The organism is Salinisphaera sp., from assembly GCF_002729955.1.
Classification (GTDB): Bacteria; Pseudomonadota; Gammaproteobacteria; order Nevskiales; family Salinisphaeraceae; genus Salinisphaera.
Window position 1 is genome coordinate 38,708 of sequence record NZ_PBYA01000042.1, and the last position, 24,724, is coordinate 63,431.

Below are 24,724 nucleotides of genomic sequence, written 5' to 3' on the forward strand. Positions count from 1 at the left end.
CGGTGCTACCACGTATGCGTTTCCTTGAATTCCTTCAGCGCGCTATGCAGCCCGGACTTGATCTCGTCGTTGTAGTCGCCGGTGTCGTTGATCTTGTCGACCAGCTCCTTCTGCTCGCTCTCCATGTACTGGTGCAGAGCGGCTTCGAAGTCGGTCACCTTGTCGGCGTCGACGTCGTCCAGATAACCCTCTTCGGCCGCGAACAGCGACGAGGCAGTCAGCGCAACCGACAGCGGGTTGTACTGCTTCTGAATCATCAGCTTGGTCACACGCTCGCCGTGTTCCAGCTGCTTGCGCGTGGCGTCATCGAGGTCCGAGGCGAACTGGGCGAAGGCCGCAAGTTCACGGTACTGCGCCAGCGCCAGACGAATACCGCCACCCAGCTTCTTGATGATCTTGGTCTGGGCCGAACCACCCACACGCGACACCGACAGACCGGCGTTCACGGCCGGGCGGGTGCCGGCGTTGAACATATCCGTTTCCAGATAAATCTGGCCGTCGGTGATCGAGATCACGTTGGTCGGCACGAATGCGGACACGTCGCCGGCCTGGGTTTCGATGATCGGCAGCGCCGTCAGCGAACCGGTCTTGCCCTTGACCTTGCCGCCGGTCAGCTCTTCGACGTAATCGGCGTTGATACGCGAAGCGCGCTCAAGCAAACGTGAATGCAGGTAGAACACGTCGCCCGGATAGGCTTCACGGCCCGGCGGACGACGCAGCAGCAGCGAAATCTGGCGATAGGCCACGGCCTGCTTGGACAGATCGTCGTACACGATCAGGGCATCTTCGCCCTTGTCGCGGAAGAACTCGCCCATGGAGCAACCGGCGTACGGCGCGATGTACTGCAGGGCCGGCGAAATGGCGGCACCGGCGGCAACGATGATGGTGTGATCCATCGCGCCTTCCTGCTCGAGCTTGCGCACCACGTTCGCGATCGAGCTGTTCTTCTGCCCGATGGCCACGTAGATGCACTTAATGCCCGTGTCCTTCTGGTTGATGATCGCGTCGATCGCGATCGCGGTCTTGCCGATCTGGCGGTCGCCGATGATCAGCTCACGCTGGCCACGACCAATCGGGATCATCGCGTCGATCGACTTGAGACCGGTCTGCACCGGCTCGTCCACCGACTGACGCTCGATCACGCCAGGTGCAACCTTCTCGATCGGCGAGGTCTGGGTGGTGCCCAGTTCACCCTTGCCATCGATGGGGTTGCCCAGCGGGTCAACCACACGACCCAGCAACTCGTCGCCCACCGGCACTTCGAGGATTCGACCGGTCGTCTTGACCTCGCAGCCTTCGGAGATATGGGTGTACTCACCCATGAGCACCGCGCCGACCGAATCCCGCTCGAGGTTGAGCGCGATACCGTAGGTGCCGCCGGGGAATTCGAGCATCTCGCCCTGCATCGCATCGGCCAGGCCGTGAATTTTTGCGATGCCGTCGGCCAGGCTCACCAGCGTGCCGACATTGCGGGACTCGGTCACGGAATCGAAGTTTTCGATCCGTTTCTTGATCAGGTCTGAAATTTCCGACGGATTGAGTTGCATTGACCTTATTCCTCTATATCCATGTCGCTGCGGCCTGCTGCCGCCAGCGGATGATCGCTTGTGGGTCGGGCTATTGCGCGAGCGACTGACGCATGCGCTCAAGCTGTGCGCGCAACGAACCGTCGATCACCAGGTCGCCGGCACGAATGATCGCGCCGCCGATCACGTCTTCATCCTGTTCGAACGTCAGCGAAACGTTGCGGGCAAGCCGTTTTTCGAGCGACTTCACCAGCGCCGAACGCTGCTCTTCGGAGAACTCGACGGCCGAGGTGACACTGACGTCCACCCGGTTCTCGGCCTCGGCCTTGCGCGTTTCGTAGAGTGACGCGATCGCCGGCGCGAGACCCAGACGGCCGTTATCGACGAGCAGCCGAACGAAGTTCTGGCTGCCCTCGTCCATATCCTCGCGGCCGAGCTCGACAACCAGTTCAACCAGCCGAGTATCGCTGATCTCCGGGTTGTCCAGAAGCAGCGAGACGTCCGGATTGGCCACGATGGCCGAAAGCGCCTCGAGCGCCCGCGACCATTCGTCCAGCCGACCGTTGGATTCGGCGAGCTCGAACACGGCTTCGGCGTACGGCCGTGCCAGCGTCTGCGTCTCTGCCATGGCTAACGAATCTCCGCGACGAGGTCGTCGATGATGTCATTGTGCGCCTTGGCGTCGATCTCGCGCTTGAGAATACGCTCGGCGCCCACGACGGCCAGCGAACCGACCTCGCGCCGCAGGTCTTCCTTGGCCGAGACCACGGCCTGGTCCACTTCTTCACGCGCGGCAGTGACGATACGCTCGCCTTCCGCACGCGCGTCCTCACGGGCACGCTCAAGCGTTTCATCGGCCTGACGCTGCGCATTGGTCAGGATTTCCTGAGCCTGCGTACGCGCCTTGGCGACCATATCCTCGGCCTTGGCGGTGGCTTCGTTCAGCTCCCGAACACCCCGCTCGGCCGCGGCGAGACCTTCGCTGATTCGTTTCTGACGATCGCGCATGGCCTGCATGATCGGCGGCCATACGAACTTCATGGTGAACCAGACGAAGACCGCGAAGACGATCATCTGGGCCAGCAGTGTGGCATTGATGCTCATGGGTTACCCCTGGCTTGCGTAACTCGAGTTAAGCGACGTGGCGAACCCGGTGTTTAGCCGCCCGCGGACTGTACGGCCGCCACGAACGGGTTGGCGAACATCAAGAACAGGGCGATACCCACGCCGATCATGGACACGGCGTCCAGCAGGCCGGCGATCAGAAACATACGGCCGGTCAGCATCGGCGCCATTTCGGGCTGGCGGGCTAGGCCTTCAAGGAATTTGCCGCCGAGCAGGGCGAAACCGAGTGCGGTGCCGATGGCACCAAGGCCGATGAGGATCGCGACCGCGATCACGGTCATGCCCTGAACGTCTGCAATGGCTTGTTCCATTTTCTACTCTCCAGTTTACGAGTCAGTCAGTGGTTGGTGGTGTCGATCGATCAGTGGTCGTCCTGAACCATGCTCAGATAAACAATGGTCAGCATGCCGAAGATATACGCCTGCAGCGTGATCACGAGAATATGAAAGATTGCCCAGCCCAGGCCGAGCAGGATCTGCAGGATGAACATGGGCACGGCCAGCAGACTCGCCCCGGCACCCAGCGTGAACACGGCGATCAGAATGAAGATCAGCTCGCCAGCGTACAGGTTGCCGAACAAACGCAGCGACAGCGATACGGGCTTGGCCACGGTTTCAACGACAAACAGAACAAAGTTGAACGGCGCCAGCCACTTGCCGAACGGATGCGTCAGGGTTTCCTTGAGGAAGCCCAGGCCGCCCTTGGCCTTGATGCCGTAGACGATCATCAGAAAGAACACCGACAACGACAGACCGAAGGTAATGTTCAGGTCGGTCGTGGGCACAACCTTGAGGTAATCGATGCCCGCCGCATGAGCGGCCGCGGGCAGCGCGTCGACCGGGATCAGGTCCATGAAGTTCATCAGGAACACCCATACGAAGATCGTCATCGCCAGCGGCGCGATCAGCGTGGAGTTGCCGTGATAGATGTCACGTACCTGTGTATCGGTAAAGTCGTGGACCATTTCCACGAACGTCTGCAGCTTGCCCGGCTCGCTGGCCGTGACCTTCTTGGCCACCATGCGAAACACGACCAGAAAAAACACGCCGAGCACAACGGAAAAGAACAGGCTGTCGAGATTCAGCACCCAGAAGCCACTGATATTGCCGCCGACTTCCATGGTGGACAGGTCGAGCTGCAAATTCGACAGATGGTGCTGGATGTACTGGTTCGCGGTGTTACCGCCTTCTTCGGCGCTGGCCATATGGAGTTGTCCTCGATCAAGCCGTCGTCGAACTGCCCACCCTCGGCGGCAGCTAGCGCGTCAAAACTAAGGCGAGCCAGTAACAAGCTTGGCAAGCCACGTATGTCGCCAGCAGCGATAAAAACTGCTGACCAAATAAAAGGGCTGCCGCAACGAACAGCCCCGCAGTCAATCCTAGTTTTCCCAGCTCGCCCCAATAAAAGGCGCGAGCCATAACCCGTGCGTCGACCTGCCTGCGGCGTGGCAGCAACCAAAGCGCCATCCACAGCCCCGGAACAACCGCCACAGCCACACCGAACAGCGCAGCCTTGGCCGACGCCGGGCCGGTCACGGCGCCAAACATGGCAGCCACCAACAGGCCGATTGTGGTTTGCGTGCCCAACACCACCCAAGCTAGGCGCATGTTGCGCGGACGTGGTCGGGATATCACTTGAGAACCCCCCACCGCGGCTCCGGACGGACACGCGAATCACTCACGGCGCGTCCAACGCTCGGCGGACTATAGACAAAGCGAATTGGAAGGTCAATCGGCTCGAAAACGCCTGTTATTTACAACAAAACGCGCTCGAGCCGCGCTTGCACCGTTACTTCAAACGGTCGAGCAAATTATCGAGTTCGCCGGCATTGGGGTAGTCGATCACCACCCGGGCACGCCCGCCGCGCTGCGAGCGCACGGTAACTTTGGCCCCCAGCGTTTCCCCCAGTTCGTGCTCGAAGCGCACCAGTCGATTGCTCTGTCGTGGTGCGCTTTCGACATCCTTTTCGGCCATGGCCGAGGCCACCAGCGCTTCGGTCTGGCGCACGGTCAGCTGGCGGGAGGCCACCCGCGCGGCGAGGTCGGCCTGCAGGGCGGTCGGCGCGCCCAGCAGGGCTCGCGCATGGCCCATCTGGATATCACCCGCGCGCAGCAGCGCCTGCGCCTCGGGCACCAGTTCGGCCAGGCGCAGCAGGTTGGACACGCTCGCCCGCGAGCGCCCCACGGCCTCGGCACAGGCGGCATGGGTCATGCCGCATTCCTCGATCAGCCGACGCAACGCGGCGGCTTCTTCCAGCGGGTTGAGGTCTTCGCGCTGAATGTTTTCGATAAGCGCGACGGCCATGGCGGCTTCGTCGGCCATCGGGCGCACCACGGCCGGCACGGTGGCAAGGCCTGCCAGGCGTGCCGCGCGCCAGCGCCGCTCACCGGCGACGATCTCGTAGCCGCCGTCGGCATCGCGCACCACCAGCGGCTGCACCACGCCCTGGGTACGAATGGACTGCGCCAGCGCTTCCAGCGCTTCGGCGTCCATGTCACGACGCGGCTGATAGCGCCCGGGACGCAGGGCATCGAGCTCGAGCTCGACGAGTTCGCTGCCGCTTTCCGGCGTGTCGTCGAAATCGTTGGAAAGCAGCGATTCGAGACCGCGCCCCAGTCCGCGTTTTTTCTGTGCCATAGCCCGATCTTGTTTGAGTGATGCGCTCGATGCGCTCAACCGGCGTTACGCCGACGCCGCCCGAACAGCGACGACACGGCGCGGCGCGCGCCCTTGCGCGGCGCGTCGATGACTTCGCTGTCGTCGCGCGCGAGAATTTCGGCAGCCAGCTGGCGATAGGCGGTCGCGCCCGATGCGGCGCTATCGTACTGCATGATCGGCACCCCGTGGCTGGGCGCTTCGGCCAGGCGCACGTTGCGCGGAATGCAGGTTTCGTAGACGGCACTGCCGAAATAGTCGATCAGCTGGGCCGAGACATCGCCGGTCAGACGGTTGCGCGGGTCGTGCATGGTGCGCAGCACGCCTTCGATGATCAGCTCCGGATTCATCATCTTGCGTACGCTCTCGATGGTTTCGAGCAGGTCGGACAGGCCTTCCAGGGCGTAGTACTCGCACTGCATGGGGATGATCACCCCGCGAGCGGCGGCCAGCGCGTTGACCGTGAGCATGGACAGCGCCGGCGGGCAGTCGATGATCACGTAATCGAAGCTGTCCGAAATTTCGGCGAGCGCCTGCTTGAGCGCGAGACGCCCGTTCTTGCGATCACGTAGCCCGACCTCGGCCGCGGTCATGTCGCCGTTAGCGCCCAGCAGGAAGAACTGGCCGTCGAGCACCACCTGCAACGCTTCCGAGACGCCCTTGTCGCCCAGCAGAAAATCGCAGACGGTGGCTTCGAGCGCGTTCTTGTCCACGCCCACGCCCATGGTGGCATTGCCCTGGGCATCCATATCCACGAGCAGCACGCGCTGCTCGGCCTCGGCGAGCGCAGCCGCGAGATTGATGCTCGTCGTCGTCTTGCCGACGCCGCCTTTCTGGTTGGCAATGGCGATGATGTTGCTCATGGCCGCTCAGTCTAATGGACTCGTGAAGCGCATGTTATGCCCAAGCCCGTTCCCGCGCATGCCCGCTGTGCAACGACGCCCGCTCGCCATGCGGGGTCGGGCCGCGCGATCCAACGCTGCATGCGTTTGGGCAGCGCTTCAGATCAGCCCCGGCTCCAGAATGGCCAGATGACGATCGGCCTCGAGGCCGGGCACGCGCAGGGCCACCGTATCCACATGCCGAAAATCCAGCGGCAAGTCGGCCATTTCCGGGGCCGGATCGCGGCCCTTCATCAACAGAAAACGCCCGCCCGGGGCGACCAGGTGGCCGGCCAGTCGCGCGCACTCGCCGGCCGCGGCAAACGCCCGACAAATCACGGTATCGAACTTGTCGTCGGTCTCGACCGATTCCACCCGCTCCTGCACCACGAGGACGTTGTCCAGTTCCAGGCGCCGGCGCACGTGGCGCAAAAACGCGGCCTTCTTGCGGTTGGATTCGACCAGGGTCACCGTAATGCGCGGACGCGCGATCGCAATCACCAGCCCCGGCAGTCCCGGCCCGCTGCCAATATCGGCGACCGACGCACCTGAAACGAAATCCAGCACCGCCAGGCTGTCGAGCAAATGCCGCGTGACCATCGCCAACGGATCGCGCACGGCGGTGAGATTATAGGTGGCATTCCAGGTCGACAGCTCGCGCAGATACGCGATCAGCTGCGCCTGCACCGGCCGCCCCACATCGACGCCGATTTCCTTGATCCCCTCCGCCAGACGCTGTTCGCAGGCGGGCCAATCCGTCATCGCCATGCTTTCCCCATCGTGATCCTCCCCGTGTCAGCCCTTCAGGATAGCGATTTTAGCCGAGCGATTCGTCATCACGGCCATGTCGCGGCTGCGTAAGAGTTGTTTTATTAACCCGACACAAATATAGATGAATTATCGGGTTAACAACGCGAGTGCGCGCCAGCGTACTCGCCGCGGCCGACGGCCGCGAAGCTATCAAAAATCAAGGACGGACACGTGCCGGCGTTGATTTTTGATAGCGTTGAAAACGGCTGACCGAGTCAGCTGTTTTGGTGCCGGGTTAATAGGCGCCATGCTGCCCGATCGCCGCTTGTAACAACCAGATCGCCCATGACCGATTCTCATACCGCCACCCGCGATAGCGCCCGCCCCGAGGCCGTCGCCAAGCGCCATGCCCTGGGTAAACGCACCGCCCGCGAAAACATCGCCGATCTTTGCGATGGCGATAGCTTCATGGAGTACGGCGCGCTGACCATCGCCGCGCAGCGCAACCGCCGCGCGCTCGACGAGCTCAAGCGCGACACCCCAGCCGATGGGCTGATCAGCGGCATCGGGCGGATCAACGGCGATCGCTTCGATCGCGCAAGCACGCGCTGCGTGGTGATGAGCTACGACTACACCGTGCTCGCCGGCACCCAGGGCTATCAGAACCATCGCAAGACCGACCGCATGGTCGAGATCGCGCGCCGCGAACGCCTGCCGCTGGTGTTCTTCACCGAAGGCGGCGGCGGCCGTCCGGGCGATACCGACGCAGCGCTGGTGGTCAACTCCGGACTGGAAGTCACCAGCTTCTACAGCTTTGCACGCCTTAACGGCGAAGTGCCCCTGATCGGTATCAATGCCGGGCGCTGTTTTGCCGGCAACGCGGCGTTTTTCGGCTGCTGCGATATCACCATCGCCACCCGCGATGCCAATCTCGGCATGGCCGGCCCCGCCATGATCGCCGGCGGCGGCCTGGGCGAATACGCCCCCGAGGATATCGGCCCCGCCGAGCAGCAGGCGGCCATCGGCGTGATCGATATTCTGGTCGACGATGAAGCCGAGGCCGTAGCCACGGCGAAGCGCTGTCTGTCGTACTTTCAGGGCCCGGTCGCCGACTTCGAGGCCCCCGACAGCACCCGCGTGGCCGACCTCATGCCGGCCAACCGGCGCATGACCTATGACGTACGCCGGATCATCGCCGCAATCGCCGATATCGACTCCATGACCGAACTGGGCGCGACCCATGCGCCCAACCTCGTCACCGCCTTCATCCGTGTCGAAGGCCGGCCCCTGGGCGTGATCGCCAACAACCCGCGCAGCCTGGCCGGCGCCATCGACAGCGCGGCCGCGCGCAAGGCCGCCGACTTCATGCGCCTGTGCAACACCCACGGCATCGCGTTGCTCACGCTCTGCGACACGCCCGGCATCATGGTCGGCCCCGAGGCCGAGAAGAGCGGCACCGTCGCCCATGCCTCGCAGCTGTTCATTGCCGGCGCCAAAGTGGCCGTGCCCTGGTATGGCATCGTACTTCGCAAGGCCTACGGCCTGGGCGCACAGGCCATGCTCGGCGGGCATCTCAAGCGGCCGAACTTCACCGTGGCCTGGCCGCAGGGTGAATTCGGCCCGATGGGCGTCGAAGGCGCCGTCACGCTCGGGTTTCGGCGCGAACTGGAAGCCATCGAAGACGAATCCGAACGCGCCGCGCGCTACCAGCAGCTGGTGGATTCGATGTACGAACAGGGCAAGGCCGAAAACGTGGCCAGCTATTTCGAAATCGATGACGTGATCGACCCGGGCGAATCCCGCCGCTGGCTCGCGGGGGCGCTTGGCAGCTAGCTTTTTAGTCCGCGAATGAACGCCAATATACGCAAAGTTTTGTTGGCGCCACCGCACTGGGTTTTATGAAGAAGTGTCCGCAGATCGACGCCGATCCACACAGATGAAAAGCGGAGCGCGTCCTCGACGCTCGCTCAAGACCGGGGCGCCGCGCAAACCCGGCGCCGCCAGGCAGTCGACCTGGATCTGTGTTGATCTGCGTCGATCTGCGGACAGTGCCTGTCTCGAATCCCCTGTGCCGCCGACACGCTGAGTCGCGCTGTAACCTGCGGATAACTCTTCTGACAAAGCTCAACACGCGGTGTGAATATCGGACCACCCGGCCTCGCGCGATCCGTCTTTCACCTTATTCGCGTGTCTTCGCGTTCATTCGCGGACTGCTCGAGAGATCGAAGCGGTTACCCGTCGGCCTCGATCTTGGCCCAGGTATCGCGTAGCGGCACGATCCGGTTGAACACCGGCTTGCCCGGGGCGTGATCGTGGCGATCGGCCACGAAATAGCCTATACGCTCGAACTGAACCCGGTACTCCGGCTCGACCATAGCCAGATCCGGCTCGATCGTGCAGTTTTCGTACACGGTGAGCGAATCCGGGTTGAGGTCGTCGAGCATGTCGCGCTCGCCGCGGCCGGGGTGTTCGGCCGCGAACAGTCGATCGTACTGGCGTACCGTGGCTTTCTTGCCGTGGCTGGCCGATACCCAGTGGATCACGCCCTTGGGCTTGATGCCGTCGGCCGGGTTGTCGCCGAGGGTGTCGGGGTCATAGGTGCAATGCACTTCCACGATCTCGCCGGCATCGTTCTTGACCACATCGGTGGCTTCGATCACATAGGCATTGCGCAGACGTACGCGCTTGCCCAGCACCAGGCGCTTGTATTTCTTGTTGGCCTCTTCGCGGAAATCCTCTTTCTCGATCAGGATTTCATGCGTGAACGGCAGGCTGCGCTCGCCCAGATCGTCGCGGTTCGGATGGCCGGCGGCGGTGAGCTGTTCGACGCCGTCTTCCGGATAGTTGGTGATCACGATCTTGAGCGAATCGAGCACGCACATCGCCCGCGGCGCGTTGTTGTTCAGGTCGTCACGAATGGCGTGTTCGAGCATCGCGGCATCGACCACGCCGTCGGTACGGGCCACGCCGATCGTTTCGCAGAAGTTGCGGATCGCCGTCGGCGTATAGCCGCGCCGACGAATACCGGCCAACGTGGGCATGCGCGGGTCGTCCCAGCCGTCGACAACGTGCTCGTCGATCAGGCGCTTGAGCTTGCGCTTGCTGGTGACGGTGTAGTTGAGGTTGAGCCGCCCGAATTCGGTCTGCACGGGCCGGGCCGGCACCGGCAGATGCTCGATGAACCAGTCATAGAGCGGGCGATGATCCTCGAATTCCAGCGTACAGATGGAGTGGGTCACGCCTTCGATGGCGTCCGACTGGCCGTGGGCGAAATCGTAGGACGGGTAGATGCACCATTTGTCGCCGGTCTGATGATGCGCGGCATGCCGGATTCGATAGATCACCGGGTCGCGCAGATTCATGTTGCCGGCGGCCATGTCGATCTTGGCGCGCAGCGAGGCCTGGCCTTCGCCGAATTCACCGGCACGCATCTTTTCGAAGGCCGCCAGGTTTTCGGCCGGGGTGCGATCGCGATAGGGGCTGTTCGTGCCCGGGGTATTCCAGTCGCCGCGGTATTCGCGTGCCTGTTCGGAAGTCAGCTCGTCGACGTAGGCATCGCCGTTTTCGATCAGGTGCAGGGCGTATTCGTAAAGGGTATCGAAATAGTCCGACGTAAAGCGCACATGACCATCCCAGTCGAAGCCCAGCCAGTGCACGTCTTCCTGAATGGAATCGATGAAGGCCTGTTCCTCTTTCTCCGGGTTGGTGTCGTCGAAGCGCAGCCGACACCGCCCACCGAAGTGCTCGGCCAGACCAAAGTTCAGACAGATCGATTTCGCATGGCCGATATGCAGAAAGCCGTTCGGCTCGGGCGGAAAGCGTGTGACCACCTCGCCCACGTGATCGCCGCGCTCGATCTGCTCGGCGATCATGTTGCGTACGAAATTGTTGCCGGACCTGGACGTCGACGGTGCGTTGTCGCTCATAAATGCCACCCGCGCTCGTGCCCGCAAGCCGAACGAAAAACATGAAACTCAGGCGCCAATTATAACGGCTCGGGGCGTGGCTTTCGGCGCCGGTTCATTGCACCGGCGTATCGGGGCGCACACTCGGTCCGGCGTTGCATGCGTATCGAGGCGAAGCGACGCCGGGCCACGGGCCGAGATGGACTCGGCCCGTCGCCATCAGACCGGGCGCAAAAGTCAGCTGGCAGCGCTGCTCTGCTGGGTCTTGCTGCGCCGCTTGGCCGTACTCTTCTTTGCCGAAGACGCGTCGCTATCTGCCGCCTCGGTTTTGCCGGCCGGCTCGCGATCGCCGTAGGTTTCGCGCAGTTCGTCGAGCGTTTCGCCGGCATAAACGGCCAGACGCTGCATCGAGGGCAGGGTCTCCCGACAACCGATAAAGCCAAAGCCCAGCGTATCGCCATAGCCGTGCACGGTGATATTGAGCGCCTGGCCGTGGGTCACCAGCGAGGTCGGGTAGAACGCTTCCATCTCCGCGCCGTGGATATAGAGCGGGCCTTCCGGGCCGGGCAGGTTGGATACCGTCACATTGAACACGGGCCGCGTGCGTCCGCCCATGCCGGTGACCAGCGACAGCACGTAGGGCGCCATGAGCGCGACCGTGTACTGGGTGATGGCCGCCGCCGAGAGTTTGCTCAGCTCGTTCTTTGCGCGTTTTGTCGAACGCGCCACCGCTTGAAGACGTTCCGGCGTCGACTCGATATCGGTCGCCAGGTTGGCGACGATGAAGGTCAGCGCGTTGCCTTCGTCCTGATCGTCGGCCGGGCGTACCGAAACCGGAATACCGGCGGTCAGCGGCTTGCTGGGCAGTTCGCCGATCTCGCGCAGATAACGCCGAAGCGCGCCGCCGCAGATGGTGAGCACGATGTCGTTGACGGTCACCCCGGCGTTGTGCGCCAGGCTGCGGCATTCGGCCAGCGAGTACAGCTGGGTGGCATAGCGCCGCTGCGACTGGATACGACTGTTGAGCAGCGACGAGGCCGATGAGAACGGCAGGCCGGCGGTGCCGGTTTCCGAACGCGCGCTCTTGAGCATGCTGCGCACCACGCGCGCGAAGCCCGGCAGCGAACCGACCTGCTCGGCCGCACCCCCCATCAATTCGGCCACGGCCCGATACAGGCCCGGCCGCGCTTCGCTGGGCGAACGCTTGCGGCGTTTTTTCGGCGGCAGCGCCCAGAATGGCGGGCGCTCGGTATCGTTGGGATCGTCGGTGAGCGCCCTGGCGAGCTGGCGCATACCGGCCACGCCGTCGAGCAGCGAATGGTGCAGCTTGATATAGAGCGCGAAGCGATTGCCTTCGAGCCCTTCGATGAGATGCGCTTCCCAGGGCGGGCGCCGGAAATCCAGCGGATGACTATGCAGACGCGACGCGAGTTCGCCGAGTTCGCGCTCGCCACCGGGCGCCGGCAGGGCCGAATGCCGGAAGTGGTATTCGACATCGATTTCGTCGAGCAGCTCCCACTCCGGCGCGACGGTACGCAGCGCACCCTTGCGCAGGCGGTGGTTCCAGGGCGAATAGGCCTGCGAGAACTGGTGGTAATGCTTGACGATGCGGCGCGGCAGATCCTTCGGCGCACCGTCGGGGATCTGAAAGGTCAGCAACCCGCCGACCTGCATCGGCGCATTTTCGGTTTCCACATTGAGCCAGGCCATATCGACCAGGTTCAGGCGTTTGGTCTCCATCAACGTGTCTCCTGTTCGCACACGATGCCGGGCATGGATCGACCGGCACGATCTTTTACCGGCTCAGGCCGGGTTAGTGTCATCGCGCATTTGTGAAAATTGATATTTTTATTATTGCCAATAATCGTAAACACGGTAGCGCAACGCAAGTCCCGCGTGTGCCGTCTACGCCTTTACGTTGCGCTCTTTCATGCGCCGGCGCACCTGTCGGGAATGCCGCATACAAAAAAATGCGCCATACCCAAGCCGGGTACGACGCATCTTGCGTTACACGATCAACGATTCCAGGCCCAAGGGACGAGGCCGCCCGACCTCAGCCAATGGCAGCCACGACAAACAGCGCCAGCACGCAGCTCAAACCGCCAAACCAGACCAGGCTGCGCAGGGTGGCCCGGTCGCTGATATAGCACCAGCCGTAGACCAGGCGCAGCAGAATGAACAGCACGGCAAGGAAGTTGATGGCGCCAATCGAGCCGCCGGAAATCACGGCAATGATCACCGCCGCCGCGAACGGCGGAAACGCCTCGAACGAATTCAGCTGAGCCCAGTAGGCGCGTTTCTGCGCGCCTTCCACCTGCTCGAGCCATTGCCGCGGGTAGCGGTTTTCTTCCAACCCCATCTTGTCGCGGCCCGCGAGCTTCGCGTACAGCACGAAGCCGAAGGGCATGAGCGCGGCAACCAGCACGCACCAGTAAGCCAGAATCATCACTATCTCCTTGCTTTGATTATTGTCGACAGAGCTGACGACCTACCGGCGCGCGCCACGATTGCGATTATGCGCCGCGCTGATCGATGGGGCGGAAATCACGCACTTCCGGACCCACGTATTCCGCGTTCGGACGGATCAGGCGGTTGTCGGCGCGCTGTTCGAAGATATGCGCGCCCCAGCCGGTCAGCCGCGAGATCACGAAGATCGGCGTGAACAGCTGGGTGGGAATGCCCAGGAAGTGGTAGGCCGTCGCATGATAGAAGTCGGCGTTCGGGAACATGCCTTTTTCGTCGAGCATGACCTGCTCGAGGCGTTCCGAGATCGCGTACAGGTTCTGCTTGTACGGATCGTCACCGGCGAGTTTCTTCGACCATTCCTTGATGATGCCGTTACGCGGATCGGCTTTTTTGTAGACACGATGGCCGAAGCCCATGATCTTTTCCTTGTTCTCCAGCATCTTCTTGAGGCCGGCTTCGGCGTCGTCCGGATCCTTGAAGGTCTGGATCAGCTCCATGGCCTTTTCGTTGGCACCGCCGTGCAGCGGGCCGCGCAACGCGCCGATCGCACCGGTGACCGCCGAGTAGAAGTCCGACAGTGTCGCGGTAATCACGCGCGCGGTGAAGGTGGAGGCGTTGAACTCGTGCTCGGCGTAGAGAATCAGCGACGTCGACATGCACTTGATGGCGTCCTCGCTGGGTTTTTCACCGTGCAGCAGATGCAGGAAGTGGCCGCCGATCTTGTCGTCGTCGGTATCCACATCGATACGCTTGCCCGACTCCATGAAGTGGTACCAGTACATCAGCATTGACGGGAAGCTCGCCAGCAGGCGATCGGCCACGTCGTGCTGCTGCTTCTCGGCATCGTTTTCCTGTTCGATGGTGCCCAGCACCGACGCGCCCGTGCGCATGACGTCCATCGGATGGGTATCGCGCGGCAACACTTCCAGCGCGGTCTTCACCCCGTCCGGCAGACCACGCATGCCGGCCAGGCGCTTCTTGTAGTCGCTGAGCTGGCTCTGTGTGGGCAGCTCGCCGTAGAGCATCAGATACGCCACTTCCTCGAACTCGGCCTTGGCTGCCAGATCCTCGATCAGATAGCCGCGATAGGTCAGACCCACGCCCTTCTTGCCGACCGTGCAGATGGCCGTCTTGCCCGCAGTGACACCGGCCAGACCGGCCGTGTTTTCTGTCTTGCTCATACCTGAAACTCCTGGGATTGTTCGTGATTCGACGTGTGGATAAGCCAGACCCTAGGCCTGAATATCGACGACCGTGCGGCCGGTGTTTTCACCCGCCATGATGGTGTCGCACACGCCGTGAACGTCGGCCAAGCCTACGGTTTGGTTCGCGATGGTGTCCAGATGGGCAGGCTTCTGCGCGCCGGAGAGATTGCCCCAGATTTCCTCGCGCCAGGGGTTCGGGCATTCCACCGAATGAATACCCAGCAACGATACGCCGCGCAGGATGAACGGCATCACCGTGGTCGACAGCTTGGGCCCGCCGGCCAGACCGATCGCGGCCACGTTTCCGTAGGGCTGAACCTGGGCCACGATATTGGCCAGCAGATCGCCGCCCACTGCATCGATCGCGCCGGCATAGACCGGTTTGCCCAGCGGCTTGCCTTCCAGATCGAGCGCGTCCGGGGTGATGACGTCGGAGGCGCCGAGCGTCTTGAGAAAATCGCCTTCGGCCTCGGCCTTGCGCGATACGGCCACGACTTCATAGCCGGCCCGGGCCAGGATATCGATCGCGAACATGCCCACGCCGCCAGTCGCACCGGTGACCAGTACGGGGCCGTCCTCGGGTTTCTGGAAGTTGTCGGTCATGCGCTTGACTGCCATACCGGCGGTGAAACCGGCCGTGCCCAGCGCCATGGTCTGCCACAGCGTCAGCCCCTCGGGCTTTTTCACCACGCATTCGGCCGGGATACGCACGTACTCGGCGAGACCGCCGTCGCGGGTTTCGCTCATGAACCAGCCGGTGACCACCACCTCGTCGCCGGGGGAAAAGCGATCGTCCTCGCTGGACTCGACCACGCCGGCCACATCGATGCCGGCATTGAGCGGACGCTTGCGCGCGATCTTGCCCTTGCCGGTGATCGCCAGTGCGTCCTTGAAGTTGAGAGAGGAATAGTGCGACTTGATGACGACGTTGCCGTCGCTGAGCTCGCTGAGCTCCATGTCGGTGATATCGGCGCGGGTGCCGTCGTCCGTATCGACGATGCGCAGTGCTTTCATTTTCGCGTGTCCGTGACTGAAGGTCAGGCCGCCGTTTGTATCATATTGAACAACTGTTCGCCCTCGCTTGAGGCCTTGCCGGCTCGGGCGTAGGCTTGCCGGGGTTCAATTTCCAACGAGAACGATTCATGAGCGACAACGTATATAAATCCGTGGAACTGACCGGCTCCTCGGAAACCAGTCAGGAAGACGCCGTGCGCAAGGCCATCGCCGAAGCATCGAAGACGATCGCGAACATGCGCTGGTTCCAGGTCACGGGCGTGCGCGGGCATATCGAGAACAACGAGGTCGCCCACTGGCAGGTGTCGGTGAAGGTCGGCTTCACGCTCGAAGACAAGGCCGGTTAACGACTGATACGGGAGTTGGGGCGTGAATAGAGGATCCGACTCGATGACCGACGACGCTCCAAGCCCGTGGCAGGGCGAGCTCGACCGGCGCGATCTCATCGAAGAGAACGCGCCGGCCGAGCCGCTCGCATTGTTCGACGACTGGTATCGCCTTGCCCAACAGGCCGCCATGATCGAACCCACGGCCATGACCCTGGCCACGGTCGACGCCAGTGGTCGGCCCTCGGCGCGTATCGTGCTGCTCAAGGGCTTCGACGCGCAGGGGTTTCGTTTCTATACCAACTACCTCAGCCGCAAGGGCGAGGCACTGGCCGCGCATCCGCAGGCCGCGCTGGTGTTCTGGTGGGAAGCGCTCGAACGCCAGGTGCGTATCGAAGGCCGGGTCCAAAAACTCGATGCCAGCGCCTCTGATGCCTATTTTGCGCGCCGTTCGCGCGGCAGCCGGCTGGGCGCGCACGCCTCGCCGCAGAGCCATGTGATCGCCGACCGCGCCGAACTCGAACAGCGCGTGGTCGATGTCGAAGCCCGCTTTGCCGAACAGGAAGTACCCCGGCCGGAACACTGGGGCGGCTATGCGCTCGTACCCGATATGTTCGAATTCTGGCAGGCGCGGCGCAGCCGCCTGCACGACCGTCTGCGCTACCAGCGCAGCGGCGAGCACTGGCAGATCGACCGGCTCGCCCCCTGAACCCAAAGGCGCTGGCTGCGATCGTGTGCCACCGCGCCCGAACGAATTCGGTACAGTCTGCAGTTGCATGGGCCGAATGCCGATATCGGCCGTACCGTTTTGATGGAACTGATGCTATGACCTTGCGCGCGCGCCTGCACCGCTACGCTCTTCTTGTCTTCATGACCGGCCTGCTGGGGTTCGGCCTCGCCACGAGCGCTGCCCATGCGGCGATTTACAACATGCCGCCCGAGGGCTCGGACGTGGTCGGCAAACTCCAGCACATCAAGACCTCGGAAGATGACACCTTCGTCAAACTCGCGCGCCGCTACAACGTCGGCTATCGCGAGCTGCGCCTGTCCAACCCCGACGTCGACCCGTGGCTGCCCGGCGACGGCACGCCGATGGTGATCCCCACCCGCTATGTGCTGCCCAACGTGGCGCGCAAGGGCATCGTCATCAATATCCCGGAAATGCGCCTGTACTACTTCCCGCCGGCGGGCAGCGAATATGCGGGCAAGGTGGTGACCTACCCACTGGGGATCGGCCGCGAAGGCTGGTCCACCCCGCTGGCCAAGACCACGATCGTGCGCAAGAAGGCCGATCCGACCTGGACGCCGCCGGCCTCGATTCGCGCGGAACACGAAAAGGCCGGCGATACGCTGCCGGCCGTGGTGCCTGCCGGGCCGGACAATCCGCTCGGCCAGCATGCCCTGTATCTGGGCCTGCCCTCCTACCTGCTGCATGGCACCAACAAGCCGGCCGGTATCGGCCTGAAGGTGTCGCACGGCTGTATCCGACTCTATCCGGAAGATATCGCGTCGCTGTTCGCGCTCGTACCCACGGGGACACCGGTCAACATCATCAGCGAACCGTACAAGATCGGCTGGGAAGGCAATACGCTGTTCATTGAATCGCACCCGCCGGATGCCAACGGCGACGCGCCGGTGCGTTCCTTCACGCCGTGGGTGGAAAGCCTGATCGCGGCGACCGCCAATCATCCCAAGGCGCCGATCGACTGGGATCGTGCCCAGGCCGTGGTCGAAAAGGCCGACGGCATGCCGGAACCGATCGGGGTGACCGTCGAACAACGCTAGCGCCTGCTGCGGCCGGCGCGCCGATCGTGCCGCGCCGCTTCAGCCGGGCAAAAAAAACCCCGCACCGAGGCGGGGTTTTTCACGCGACGGCGCTCAGGCCGCCGTCATTCGCAAACGCTTACTTGCGCTGCGAGGACTCGAACATACGCTCGATGCGCTGCGAGTTCGCCTGGCTGGCGGACTTGGCTTCCTGCGCGGTCTGCATCGCGCGGTTGGCCGTGCGCTGCGCTTCGTTGGCAGTCGACTGAGCGGATTCGGCCTTGCGCATGGCCTGGTCAACCTGCGACTGCATACCGTCGGAGTTGCTCGCGCAACCGGCAGCAGCAGCGACAACGCCAACAACAAACGCGGATTTCAGCAGCGTCTTGGTCATAATAAGACTCCTGTCTTTCATTTCTTTCATATAACGCCAGGCAAACCGCCTGACAGGGCGTCTATAAGCTATCACAGCCATACACTTTTGTAGATCATATTCTGCAGCCGAAAACTAATTCTTGTGCATACCCGCATTCCGCGCGAGCATGCGCGCCCGATCAGCACGGCTACGAGATCGCCCATGACAGACGCCGCCATTCTTTTCGATGAGGTCGTGAGCACCAACGGCAAGCGTATCGGCCACGTTACGCTCAATAACACGAGCGCGCTCAACGCCTTGACGCTGGAAATGCTGGAGCCGCTGTACAAAAAGCTCACCGCCTGGGACGCCGATACCGAAATTGCCGCGATCTTCATCGACGCCAGCGGCGACAAGGCCTTCTGCGCGGGCGGCAATATCGTCGCGCTCTACAAGGGCATGACCGGACAGGGTGATCCGGATTATCCCGACCGTTTCTTCACTCTCGAATACCGGCTCTGTCACGCCATCCACATGCTGGCCACCCCCTGTATCGCCTGGGGCAACGGCCTGATCATGGGCGGCGGCATGGGCCTGTTCTCGGCCGCCTCGCATCGCATCGTTACCGCCTCATCGAAGCTGGCGATGCCGGAAATCAAGATCGGCCTGTTCCCGGACTGCGCCGCCACCTGGTTCTTCAACCGCCTGCCCACCCGCCTGGGCCTGTTCGTCGCCCTGACCGGCGCCACGCTCGGCGCACAGGATGCATTGGTGGCAGGCCTTGCCGACCGCGCCATCGATCACGACGCCAAGCAGACCGTCTTCGATGCCCTGACCCGCATCACCGACTGGAACCAGCCGCATGCCGCGGTCGATCGCGTGCTGCGCCAGCACGCCCGGGAACACCCCGCGGGCCTGGGCGAATCGAAGCTGCTCGAACACGCCATGACCATTCGCGAAGCCACCGATGCCGCCACGCTGGCGGGCATCGTCGCCGCCATTCGCAAACTCGCCGAGGCCGACGATCCCTGGCTGGCCGAGGCCGCCACCAACCTCGAAAACGGCTGCCCGGTGACAGCCCACCTGATCTATCGCCAGCTGCGCGACGGACGCTATCTGTCGCTCAAGCAGGCCGTGATGCGCGAACTCAAGATGGCATTGCAGTGCGCTCGCCATCCCGACTTCGCTGAAGGCGTACGCGCGCTCCTCGTCGACAAGGATCGCGAACCCCAGTGGATATTCGAATCCGTCGCCGCCGTACCCAGCGACTATGTCGACACCCATTTCCGCGCGCCCTGGGACGGCGACCACCCGCTGCGCGACCTGCCGGACGTCAAACCCTGAAGCGTCGGCGGGCTTTGATTCAACGCACAGCCGCGCAATTCTTATTACGTGGCGGTTGGTTGCAGGTCGAACGGTTCCCTCTTAACCGCAGATCGACGCAGATTCACGCAGATCGAGAACGACAGGTTTGCAGGCCAGCACGTTGCCCGGCTGAGCTGCGTTTCAATGCGGCATGCGAGTGAACAACTGGCATATGCTGTGTCGGAGTTACTTATCCAATCTGCGTGAATCGGCGTCGATCTGCGGACAGCAGCGTTGAATAGCCAAGCCATAGGCCGCGCATGGCGGCGCTATGGCCTGTCGCGGGCTCGGGCTGGCCGGTGGCGATGCCCCGGCCACGCTAACTCCACTCGGCTCAGCGTTCGTTCTGCGACGCCGGTTGGCAATAGGTCGCGCTGCTGTCGCCACTGCCATCCTGGATCGGCACTTCGCGCGAGCCTTCGCGGGCACGGCATTCGGCCTGACGACGCGAGGTTTCGGCGCGCAGGCGCTCCTGTTCGAGGCGATAGGCCTGGCGCGCGTTCTGCAGCCGTTCGATATCGGTCGAGAGCGTATTCGCGTCCCGATTGTTGCCGGCGCCGGGGCGGCGCGGCTCGGCCACGGCGTCGAAGGCATCGACCGGTTCGTCGAGCGGGCTGGGCTCGGCCGGCTTTGGATCGCTGGCACAGCCAACAAGCAGCAGACAGCCGAGAGCGGCCGCGAGCATCGCCGCGCGCAGGTATGGAATGGCCATCACGTTCCCCCAAGAATGTTTGTGGATAAAAAGTCTAGAACAAAACGCGGCTTATAGGGGGCGATGCCCTCATCGCATCAGCGTGGCCGCCCTGCGACAGCCATACCGCGCAGGTCGAAAAACGATAAGATCGAGTTTCGGATTGAGCCCGCGAGTTTTCATGCAGAAGCTTCACGTCGCCCAGGACTTTGCCGTCGATGCGGCCACCGCCTTTGATGTGGTCAGCGACCACGCCGGCTATGCCAGCCTGCCCGGTGTTCGTCATGCCTGGCTGCGCCGGGCCGGCGACAGCCACCGCGACGGCGTCAACGCCGAGCGCGTGCTCGACCTGGGCCTGGCCCGCATCGTCGAGCGCATCACCGAGTACGAACCGGGCAGTGCGCTGGGCTATCGCATCATTGCCTCGCCGCTGCCGATCGTGCACCACGGCGCGCGCCTGACCTTCGAGCCGCTTGCCGGCAGCACACCGCGTACACGCGTACATTGGAGTTCAACGCTGGAAGCGGTCACGCCCGTCGTGGGCCGCGGCGTGGAGTTCGCCGTGGCCCGTCAGATGGCGGTGGCCTATCGACTGGCGTTGATGATCTGGGCACGGCGGCTGCGCTAGACACACAGCCGATCTATTCATGTCGGCTGAATAGATCGGCGTTCTGTCGGATCCGATCAGCCGCGCTCCTGGGCGTTGCGCTCACGTAGCGCATCGCGGATTTCGGTGAGCAGGGTTTCCTGGACCGAGGGCGCAGGCGGCGCGCTGGGCGCTTCGGCTTCCTTGCGCTTGAGGGCATTAATGGCGCGCACGACCAGAAAAATCGCGAATGCGACGATCACGAAGCTGATGACGGTCTGAATGAACAGGCCGTAGTTGAGCGTCACCGCCGGCGTATCGCCCACCGCCTGGCGCAGGGTCACGCTCAAACCGGAGAAGTCCACGCCGCCGATCAGCAGGCCCAGCGGCGGGGAAATGATATCGGCGACCAGCGACGAAACAATCTTGCCGAACGCGGTACCGATGACCAGACCCACGGCCAGATCGATGACGTTGCCGCGCACGGCAAATGCCTTGAACTCACTCAAAAAACCCATGTTTCGCCCCGATGCTTGCAACGCACATGCGTCGGCGCGAATCATAGTCCGCGAAGCGGTCACGCGGTAGCGTTATTCCCAGCCGATCGGCTCGTAGCCCTGCTCGGCGAGGCAACGATTCACATAGGCGCGATAAACCGGCGCCGGATCGTTGCGATCGAACATGCCGCGAATCAGGCCCGCCGTCGCACCGCCGGCCGCACCGGCGACCGCGCCACGGGTGGCGCTGCCGTAGATCGCCCCGCCCACGGCACCGCCCGCACCGCCGATGGCGCCGCTTTCGGCCGTGCGTCGGGCCACGTTGCCTTTGGAATAATCCAGGCCGGCCGCATCGGCCCGCTGCATGCAGGCCTCGATGGCCTGATTGCCGGCCGTTTCGCCACGCTGCTGCAGGGTGGAATTGGGGTAGAGCACCGGTTTCTGGCTGGCACAGGCCGCCAGCGCGAGCAGGGCCGCCATGGCCACCCCGAAACGCCATATCTTCGTTTGCATCGGAATCATCTCGCTTGGCTGCCGTAGGTCGTATGCAGATAGCGCACGATATCGGCAGATTCGTACATGCGCGTGTCGGTATTCGGGTCGATGAGATAGGGCCCCTGCAGGCGGCCGGTTTCTTCCTGCATGGCCTTGCGGTTACGCCCTTCGACCGGCGTATCGGCAAAAAATTTCTCGCGGACCCAGGGCGGGCCCATATCGGCGTTCACCGCCTTGCCCATATTGCGCAGCACATAGGCCAGCTCCAGTTCGCAGAGCGCTTCGCGCACGATGCGTGAAAACGGGCTGGACTCGAAGCTGTAAAGCTCAAGCGGCTGCGCGGGCGAGCTCGCGGTACCCCCGCGAGCGTTCGTGCCGGCAAAACCGCGCAGCGCGCTCGCCGCGCTGGAGCCGAGCTGGGCGCGCAGGCCTGGCGCCTTCGCCTCGCGCCGACGCCCGGTGGCATAGTGTTTGCGCAGATGGGCGATGATGTCGGCGGACTCATAGAGCACGTCGCCGGTGTTGTCGTCGACCAGCAGCGGGAACTGGGCACGGCCGCCGATGCGCTCGGCCTCGGGGCGCCAGCGCGTGCCGCCGCGCGGGCAGGGGTGGATCATCACGTCCAGGTCCAGCTCGGTCAGCGCTTCGCGCACCAGCCGGCAGAACGGGCAACCTTCGTATTCGTAGAGTTTGAGCATTGTCTCCGGCTGACGCGATGTGCGTGCCGCCCTAGGGCGTGTCGTCATGAGATAAGGCGGCGCATCGGCGGCCAAGCCGCGGCAAGACAAGGCATCGCGAGCGTCGCGTGGTGATGCCACGTAAGCGAGCGATAACGCCGAATTGCCGCGGCTTGGCCGTCGACCCTCCGGGTTGTCCGCGCCGGACGCGCCATGCGGCGTTGCGGACCTTGACCGTGGGCCCGCCACGCTCGGCGGCCCGCGCCTTGCCTGACACGCCCGGCGCGGGCAATGCGACGTCATATCTCATGATGACACGCCCTTGTACCACGCCAACCGCGGGCCGTGCTCGCGAGCGTGGACGTGAGTGCATTGATCAACTGCATCCCGGCGCCTCTTCGTCTTGGAAATCTCTGCATAACCTCTCGCCGCTCGCGACAGGTTGTACAGAGATTCCCTCCAAAACGCGTATTTTACGCGCGCTTGCATGCACGAAGCTGAACGCCGCGACTTGTCGCCGCGCGCGCTGCTGGCCAGAATCCACGGCCCGCGCCACACTCTGCATGAATCGGGCCGATACGATGGACAAGTACGACTTCGACTACGACCTGCCGGCTACGGCCATCGCCCAGCAGCCGCTGGCCGAGCGCAGCGCCTCGAAGCTGCTCAGCCTCGACCGGCATACGGGCGCACTCGTCGATGGCCGGATCAGGCAGCTGGTCGATCGCCTGGCGCCCGGCGATCTGATCGTATTCAACGATACCCGCGTGCTCGCCGCCCGCCTGTTCGGGCACAAGGCCAGCGGCGGCGCGGTGGAGGTGATGCTCGAGCGCATCCTCGACTCCAGCCGTATTTCGGCCAAGATCCGGGCCAACAAGCCGCCACGGGCGGGCACCGTGATCGAGATCGGTACCACAACGCTACAGGTCGAAGCTCGCGAAGGCGAGCTGTATACGCTCATTCACACGGCCGGCGACAGCATTGCCGACATGCTCGACACCCACGGCCACGTGCCGCTGCCACCCTATATCCGGCGCGAGGATACGCCCGCCGATCGCAGCCGCTACCAGACGGTCTGGGCGCGGCACGACGGCGCCGTGGCCGCGCCCACCGCGGGGCTGCATTTTGACGAGGCCCTGCTGGCCGCGCTCGAGCAACGCGGCGTGGAATTCGGCTATGCCACGCTGCATGTGGGTTCGGGTACCTACCAGCGTCTGCGCGAGGGCGACCTGGCCGAGCAGCGCCTGCACGCCGAACGCGTACACGTGCCGCCCGTGCTATGCGAACAGATCGCCGCGGCCAAGGCGCGTGGGGCGCGCGTGGTCGCGGTCGGCACCACCGTGGTGCGCAGCCTGGAAAGTGCGGCCCGCCAGCCGGGCAGCGAAGGGCGTATCGCCCCCTTCGAGGGCGAAACCGCGCTGTTTCTCAAACCCGGCGACGCCTTTCACGTGGTCGATGCGATGGTCACCAATTTTCATGAACCGCAGTCGAGCCTGCTGATGCTGGTCAGCGCCTTCGCCGGGCGCGAGAACGTATTCGCGGCCTACGACCATGCCAAGCGCTCGGGCTATCGGTTTCTCAGCTACGGCGATGCGATGTTCATCGGCTGATCACCGCTGCAGCGCGTCTAAACCGCGCGCCCCAGTCCCACGCGTCGCACCCAGGCTTCGATCAGGCTATAGGCGCCAAAGGCGAGCACGCCGGCGCCCAGCGCACCGAGCATGAGCCGGCCGTAGCTTTGCTGCTGTACCCAGAGCATCACGCCTTCGATGCCCCGCGCCTCGGAGGCATCGAGCGTCAGCGCGGCGTTGATCACGAACACGCCGATGCCCACGAACAGCAGCCCGCGGGCGATCAGCCCGACCCGGCTGACGGGGTCAATCCAGCGCATGGCCGCGGCCGAGGCATCGAACCAGCGCCTGAAACCGGCGGTCCAGCCCTTGTGGATATGGGCGATGCCGGCCCCGGCGATGATCACGCCGCCGAGAATGACCAACGCGGGGCCGAACGGCCAATCCAGCGTGCGCGACACCGCGCTCTGTACCGGCTTGCTTGAGCTGTCGCTCAGGCGCATGGCGATCTCGACACAGCCGTAGGCCAGCGATGCATGCATGATCGCACTGACCAGCAGTCCGATACGCACCACCAGCCCCCCCGGCTTCCAACCGTGGCCATCCACGTCCAGCGAGGTCTGGACCAGCCGCCATAAGCTGTAGGCCGCCAGGCCCACGGCCAGCCCGATCAAGGCGATCTGGCCACCGGAATGGGTACTGATTTCGCGCATCGCGCCGCGTACATCGCGGGCCTGTTCGAACTCCAGCGCAGCGTTGATCGCCAGCAGACCGACGGTCACATAGACCAGTCCGCGTGCGGCATAGCCGATACGTGCAATCCAGCGCACGCCGGCACGGGTATAAGTCATTGATTCGCCCTTTCGAGCC

At 63.6% G+C, this 24,724-nt stretch carries 27 protein-coding genes; 7 read left to right on the forward strand and 20 right to left on the reverse strand.

Translation table 11 applies throughout. The features are described 5' to 3' along the window. Positions 1 to 5: 5 nt before the first annotated feature. From atpA to rsmG, 9 genes are all read right to left on the reverse strand, one after another. Complete coding sequence (gene atpA, locus CMN27_RS11900) at positions 6 to 1,547, reverse strand: F0F1 ATP synthase subunit alpha (protein ID WP_293626700.1); 1,542 nt, start codon at positions 1,545 to 1,547, stop codon at positions 6 to 8. Between the two features lie 70 nt (positions 1,548 to 1,617). Next, positions 1,618 to 2,154: a F0F1 ATP synthase subunit delta gene (locus tag CMN27_RS11905; protein WP_293626702.1), complete on the reverse strand. Its 537-nt coding sequence runs from the start codon at positions 2,152 to 2,154 to the stop codon at positions 1,618 to 1,620. A gap of 2 nt (positions 2,155 to 2,156) precedes the next feature. Then, positions 2,157 to 2,630, reverse strand: a complete 474-nt coding sequence (locus CMN27_RS11910; protein WP_293626703.1) for a F0F1 ATP synthase subunit B — start codon at positions 2,628 to 2,630, stop codon at positions 2,157 to 2,159. Positions 2,631 to 2,683: 53 nt separating this feature from the next. After that, the gene (gene atpE, locus CMN27_RS11915; RefSeq protein ID WP_293626704.1) at positions 2,684 to 2,962 is read right to left on the reverse strand and encodes a F0F1 ATP synthase subunit C; all 279 of its coding nucleotides are present in this window, start codon (positions 2,960 to 2,962) and stop codon (positions 2,684 to 2,686) included. Positions 2,963 to 3,012: 50 nt separating this feature from the next. Continuing rightward, positions 3,013 to 3,855, reverse strand: a complete 843-nt coding sequence (gene atpB / locus CMN27_RS11920) for a F0F1 ATP synthase subunit A (protein WP_293626706.1) — start codon at positions 3,853 to 3,855, stop codon at positions 3,013 to 3,015. A 52-nt stretch (positions 3,856 to 3,907) separates the two neighbouring features. Then, positions 3,908 to 4,258, reverse strand: a complete 351-nt coding sequence (locus CMN27_RS11925) for an ATP synthase subunit I (RefSeq protein WP_293626708.1) — start codon at positions 4,256 to 4,258, stop codon at positions 3,908 to 3,910. A gap of 181 nt (positions 4,259 to 4,439) precedes the next feature. Next, entirely contained in the window at positions 4,440 to 5,288 is an 849-nt protein-coding gene (locus CMN27_RS11930; RefSeq protein ID WP_293626710.1) for a ParB/RepB/Spo0J family partition protein, read from the reverse strand. Positions 5,289 to 5,323: 35 nt separating this feature from the next. After that, positions 5,324 to 6,169, reverse strand: a complete 846-nt coding sequence (locus CMN27_RS11935) for a ParA family protein (RefSeq protein WP_293626712.1) — start codon at positions 6,167 to 6,169, stop codon at positions 5,324 to 5,326. A gap of 138 nt (positions 6,170 to 6,307) precedes the next feature. Then, a complete protein-coding gene (gene rsmG, locus CMN27_RS11940) occupies positions 6,308 to 6,949 on the reverse strand; it encodes a 16S rRNA (guanine(527)-N(7))-methyltransferase RsmG (RefSeq protein WP_293626714.1) in 642 nt (213 codons plus the stop codon). Positions 6,950 to 7,282: 333 nt separating this feature from the next. Here rsmG and CMN27_RS11945 point away from each other — a divergent pair, with 333 nt between their 5' ends. Next, positions 7,283 to 8,770, forward strand: coding sequence for a carboxyl transferase domain-containing protein (locus CMN27_RS11945; protein WP_293626716.1), 1,488 nt, complete (start codon positions 7,283 to 7,285; stop codon positions 8,768 to 8,770). Between the two features lie 398 nt (positions 8,771 to 9,168). On the opposite strand, the gene CMN27_RS11950 is transcribed toward CMN27_RS11945, so the two are convergent. The 5 genes from CMN27_RS11950 to CMN27_RS11970 form a co-directional block, all read right to left on the reverse strand. Next, positions 9,169 to 10,863: a glutamine--tRNA ligase/YqeY domain fusion protein gene (locus CMN27_RS11950; RefSeq protein WP_293626718.1), complete on the reverse strand. Its 1,695-nt coding sequence runs from the start codon at positions 10,861 to 10,863 to the stop codon at positions 9,169 to 9,171. Positions 10,864 to 11,079: 216 nt separating this feature from the next. Then, positions 11,080 to 12,582, reverse strand: coding sequence for a wax ester/triacylglycerol synthase family O-acyltransferase (locus CMN27_RS11955; protein ID WP_293626719.1), 1,503 nt, complete (start codon positions 12,580 to 12,582; stop codon positions 11,080 to 11,082). 313 nt (positions 12,583 to 12,895) lie between these two features. Next, entirely contained in the window at positions 12,896 to 13,288 is a 393-nt protein-coding gene (locus CMN27_RS11960; RefSeq protein WP_293626720.1) for an MAPEG family protein, read from the reverse strand. Between the two features lie 67 nt (positions 13,289 to 13,355). Further along, positions 13,356 to 14,489: a 2-methylcitrate synthase gene (gene prpC, locus CMN27_RS11965; protein WP_293626721.1), complete on the reverse strand. Its 1,134-nt coding sequence runs from the start codon at positions 14,487 to 14,489 to the stop codon at positions 13,356 to 13,358. A gap of 51 nt (positions 14,490 to 14,540) precedes the next feature. Next, the gene (locus CMN27_RS11970; protein ID WP_293626723.1) at positions 14,541 to 15,527 is read right to left on the reverse strand and encodes a YhdH/YhfP family quinone oxidoreductase; all 987 of its coding nucleotides are present in this window, start codon (positions 15,525 to 15,527) and stop codon (positions 14,541 to 14,543) included. A gap of 128 nt (positions 15,528 to 15,655) precedes the next feature. Between CMN27_RS11970 and CMN27_RS11975 the strand changes: the two genes are divergently transcribed. From CMN27_RS11975 to CMN27_RS11985, 3 genes are all read left to right on the forward strand, one after another. Then, a complete protein-coding gene (locus CMN27_RS11975; RefSeq protein ID WP_293626725.1) occupies positions 15,656 to 15,874 on the forward strand; it encodes a dodecin in 219 nt (72 codons plus the stop codon). A 43-nt stretch (positions 15,875 to 15,917) separates the two neighbouring features. Beyond that, positions 15,918 to 16,562, forward strand: a complete 645-nt coding sequence (gene pdxH, locus CMN27_RS11980) for a pyridoxamine 5'-phosphate oxidase (protein WP_293626727.1) — start codon at positions 15,918 to 15,920, stop codon at positions 16,560 to 16,562. A 116-nt stretch (positions 16,563 to 16,678) separates the two neighbouring features. Further along, positions 16,679 to 17,638: a L,D-transpeptidase family protein gene (locus tag CMN27_RS11985; RefSeq protein ID WP_293626729.1), complete on the forward strand. Its 960-nt coding sequence runs from the start codon at positions 16,679 to 16,681 to the stop codon at positions 17,636 to 17,638. Between the two features lie 118 nt (positions 17,639 to 17,756). Here the strand turns inward: CMN27_RS11985 and CMN27_RS11990 are convergent, their stop codons facing one another. After that, on the reverse strand, positions 17,757 to 18,011 hold the full coding sequence (locus CMN27_RS11990; protein ID WP_293626731.1) for an Lpp/OprI family alanine-zipper lipoprotein: 255 nt from the start codon (positions 18,009 to 18,011) through the stop codon (positions 17,757 to 17,759). A 183-nt stretch (positions 18,012 to 18,194) separates the two neighbouring features. Here CMN27_RS11990 and CMN27_RS11995 point away from each other — a divergent pair, with 183 nt between their 5' ends. After that, complete coding sequence (locus CMN27_RS11995) at positions 18,195 to 19,316, forward strand: enoyl-CoA hydratase/isomerase family protein (protein ID WP_293626733.1); 1,122 nt, start codon at positions 18,195 to 18,197, stop codon at positions 19,314 to 19,316. Between the two features lie 355 nt (positions 19,317 to 19,671). On the opposite strand, the gene CMN27_RS12000 is transcribed toward CMN27_RS11995, so the two are convergent. After that, the gene (locus tag CMN27_RS12000; protein WP_293626735.1) at positions 19,672 to 20,049 is read right to left on the reverse strand and encodes a hypothetical protein; all 378 of its coding nucleotides are present in this window, start codon (positions 20,047 to 20,049) and stop codon (positions 19,672 to 19,674) included. A 160-nt stretch (positions 20,050 to 20,209) separates the two neighbouring features. Between CMN27_RS12000 and CMN27_RS12005 the strand changes: the two genes are divergently transcribed. Further along, on the forward strand, positions 20,210 to 20,656 hold the full coding sequence (locus CMN27_RS12005; RefSeq protein WP_293626736.1) for an SRPBCC family protein: 447 nt from the start codon (positions 20,210 to 20,212) through the stop codon (positions 20,654 to 20,656). A 56-nt stretch (positions 20,657 to 20,712) separates the two neighbouring features. Here the strand turns inward: CMN27_RS12005 and mscL are convergent, their stop codons facing one another. The 3 genes from mscL to CMN27_RS12020 all read right to left on the reverse strand — a co-directional run bounded on the left by mscL (position 20,713) and on the right by CMN27_RS12020 (position 22,304). Then, a complete protein-coding gene (mscL, locus tag CMN27_RS12010) occupies positions 20,713 to 21,132 on the reverse strand; it encodes a large-conductance mechanosensitive channel protein MscL (protein ID WP_293626737.1) in 420 nt (139 codons plus the stop codon). Positions 21,133 to 21,204: 72 nt separating this feature from the next. Further along, entirely contained in the window at positions 21,205 to 21,624 is a 420-nt protein-coding gene (locus tag CMN27_RS12015; protein WP_293626739.1) for a hypothetical protein, read from the reverse strand. Between the two features lie 5 nt (positions 21,625 to 21,629). Then, positions 21,630 to 22,304 (reverse strand): glutathione S-transferase N-terminal domain-containing protein, encoded by a 675-nt coding sequence (locus tag CMN27_RS12020; protein WP_293626741.1) that lies wholly within the window; start codon positions 22,302 to 22,304, stop codon positions 21,630 to 21,632. A gap of 560 nt (positions 22,305 to 22,864) precedes the next feature. On the opposite strand from CMN27_RS12020, the gene queA reads away from it, so the two are divergent. Next, positions 22,865 to 23,893 carry a tRNA preQ1(34) S-adenosylmethionine ribosyltransferase-isomerase QueA gene (gene queA, locus CMN27_RS12025; RefSeq protein WP_293626743.1) on the forward strand — a complete coding sequence of 343 codons (1,029 nt, stop codon included), beginning with the start codon at positions 22,865 to 22,867 and terminating at the stop codon, positions 23,891 to 23,893. Between the two features lie 17 nt (positions 23,894 to 23,910). Here queA and CMN27_RS12030 read toward each other — a convergent pair whose 3' ends face one another. Next, positions 23,911 to 24,705 carry a DUF1206 domain-containing protein gene (locus CMN27_RS12030; protein ID WP_293626745.1) on the reverse strand — a complete coding sequence of 265 codons (795 nt, stop codon included), beginning with the start codon at positions 24,703 to 24,705 and terminating at the stop codon, positions 23,911 to 23,913. Positions 24,706 to 24,724 lie beyond the last annotated feature (19 nt).

Excerpts from the sequence above, each read along its gene's own strand:
- atpA (WP_293626700.1), bottom strand. The coding sequence starts at position 1,547 with ATGCAACTCAATCCGTCGGAAATTTCAGACCTGATCAAGAAACGGATC.
- CMN27_RS11905 (WP_293626702.1), bottom strand. The coding sequence starts at position 2,154 with ATGGCAGAGACGCAGACGCTGGCACGGCCGTACGCCGAAGCCGTGTTC.
- CMN27_RS11910 (WP_293626703.1), bottom strand. The coding sequence starts at position 2,630 with ATGAGCATCAATGCCACACTGCTGGCCCAGATGATCGTCTTCGCGGTC.
- atpE (WP_293626704.1), bottom strand. The coding sequence starts at position 2,962 with ATGGAACAAGCCATTGCAGACGTTCAGGGCATGACCGTGATCGCGGTC.
- atpB (WP_293626706.1), bottom strand. The coding sequence starts at position 3,855 with ATGGCCAGCGCCGAAGAAGGCGGTAACACCGCGAACCAGTACATCCAG.
- CMN27_RS11925 (WP_293626708.1), bottom strand. The coding sequence starts at position 4,258 with ATGCGCCTAGCTTGGGTGGTGTTGGGCACGCAAACCACAATCGGCCTG.
- CMN27_RS11930 (WP_293626710.1), bottom strand. The coding sequence starts at position 5,288 with ATGGCACAGAAAAAACGCGGACTGGGGCGCGGTCTCGAATCGCTGCTT.
- CMN27_RS11935 (WP_293626712.1), bottom strand. The coding sequence starts at position 6,169 with ATGAGCAACATCATCGCCATTGCCAACCAGAAAGGCGGCGTCGGCAAG.
- rsmG (WP_293626714.1), bottom strand. The coding sequence starts at position 6,949 with ATGACGGATTGGCCCGCCTGCGAACAGCGTCTGGCGGAGGGGATCAAG.
- CMN27_RS11945 (WP_293626716.1), top strand. The coding sequence starts at position 7,283 with ATGACCGATTCTCATACCGCCACCCGCGATAGCGCCCGCCCCGAGGCC.
- CMN27_RS11950 (WP_293626718.1), bottom strand. The coding sequence starts at position 10,863 with ATGAGCGACAACGCACCGTCGACGTCCAGGTCCGGCAACAATTTCGTA.
- CMN27_RS11955 (WP_293626719.1), bottom strand. The coding sequence starts at position 12,582 with ATGGAGACCAAACGCCTGAACCTGGTCGATATGGCCTGGCTCAATGTG.
- CMN27_RS11960 (WP_293626720.1), bottom strand. The coding sequence starts at position 13,288 with ATGATTCTGGCTTACTGGTGCGTGCTGGTTGCCGCGCTCATGCCCTTC.
- prpC (WP_293626721.1), bottom strand. The coding sequence starts at position 14,489 with ATGAGCAAGACAGAAAACACGGCCGGTCTGGCCGGTGTCACTGCGGGC.
- CMN27_RS11970 (WP_293626723.1), bottom strand. The coding sequence starts at position 15,527 with ATGAAAGCACTGCGCATCGTCGATACGGACGACGGCACCCGCGCCGAT.
- CMN27_RS11975 (WP_293626725.1), top strand. The coding sequence starts at position 15,656 with ATGAGCGACAACGTATATAAATCCGTGGAACTGACCGGCTCCTCGGAA.
- pdxH (WP_293626727.1), top strand. The coding sequence starts at position 15,918 with ATGACCGACGACGCTCCAAGCCCGTGGCAGGGCGAGCTCGACCGGCGC.
- CMN27_RS11985 (WP_293626729.1), top strand. The coding sequence starts at position 16,679 with ATGACCTTGCGCGCGCGCCTGCACCGCTACGCTCTTCTTGTCTTCATG.
- CMN27_RS11990 (WP_293626731.1), bottom strand. The coding sequence starts at position 18,011 with ATGACCAAGACGCTGCTGAAATCCGCGTTTGTTGTTGGCGTTGTCGCT.
- CMN27_RS11995 (WP_293626733.1), top strand. The coding sequence starts at position 18,195 with ATGACAGACGCCGCCATTCTTTTCGATGAGGTCGTGAGCACCAACGGC.
- CMN27_RS12000 (WP_293626735.1), bottom strand. The coding sequence starts at position 20,049 with ATGGCCATTCCATACCTGCGCGCGGCGATGCTCGCGGCCGCTCTCGGC.
- CMN27_RS12005 (WP_293626736.1), top strand. The coding sequence starts at position 20,210 with ATGCAGAAGCTTCACGTCGCCCAGGACTTTGCCGTCGATGCGGCCACC.
- mscL (WP_293626737.1), bottom strand. The coding sequence starts at position 21,132 with ATGGGTTTTTTGAGTGAGTTCAAGGCATTTGCCGTGCGCGGCAACGTC.
- CMN27_RS12015 (WP_293626739.1), bottom strand. The coding sequence starts at position 21,624 with ATGCAAACGAAGATATGGCGTTTCGGGGTGGCCATGGCGGCCCTGCTC.
- CMN27_RS12020 (WP_293626741.1), bottom strand. The coding sequence starts at position 22,304 with ATGCTCAAACTCTACGAATACGAAGGTTGCCCGTTCTGCCGGCTGGTG.
- queA (WP_293626743.1), top strand. The coding sequence starts at position 22,865 with ATGGACAAGTACGACTTCGACTACGACCTGCCGGCTACGGCCATCGCC.
- CMN27_RS12030 (WP_293626745.1), bottom strand. The coding sequence starts at position 24,705 with ATGACTTATACCCGTGCCGGCGTGCGCTGGATTGCACGTATCGGCTAT.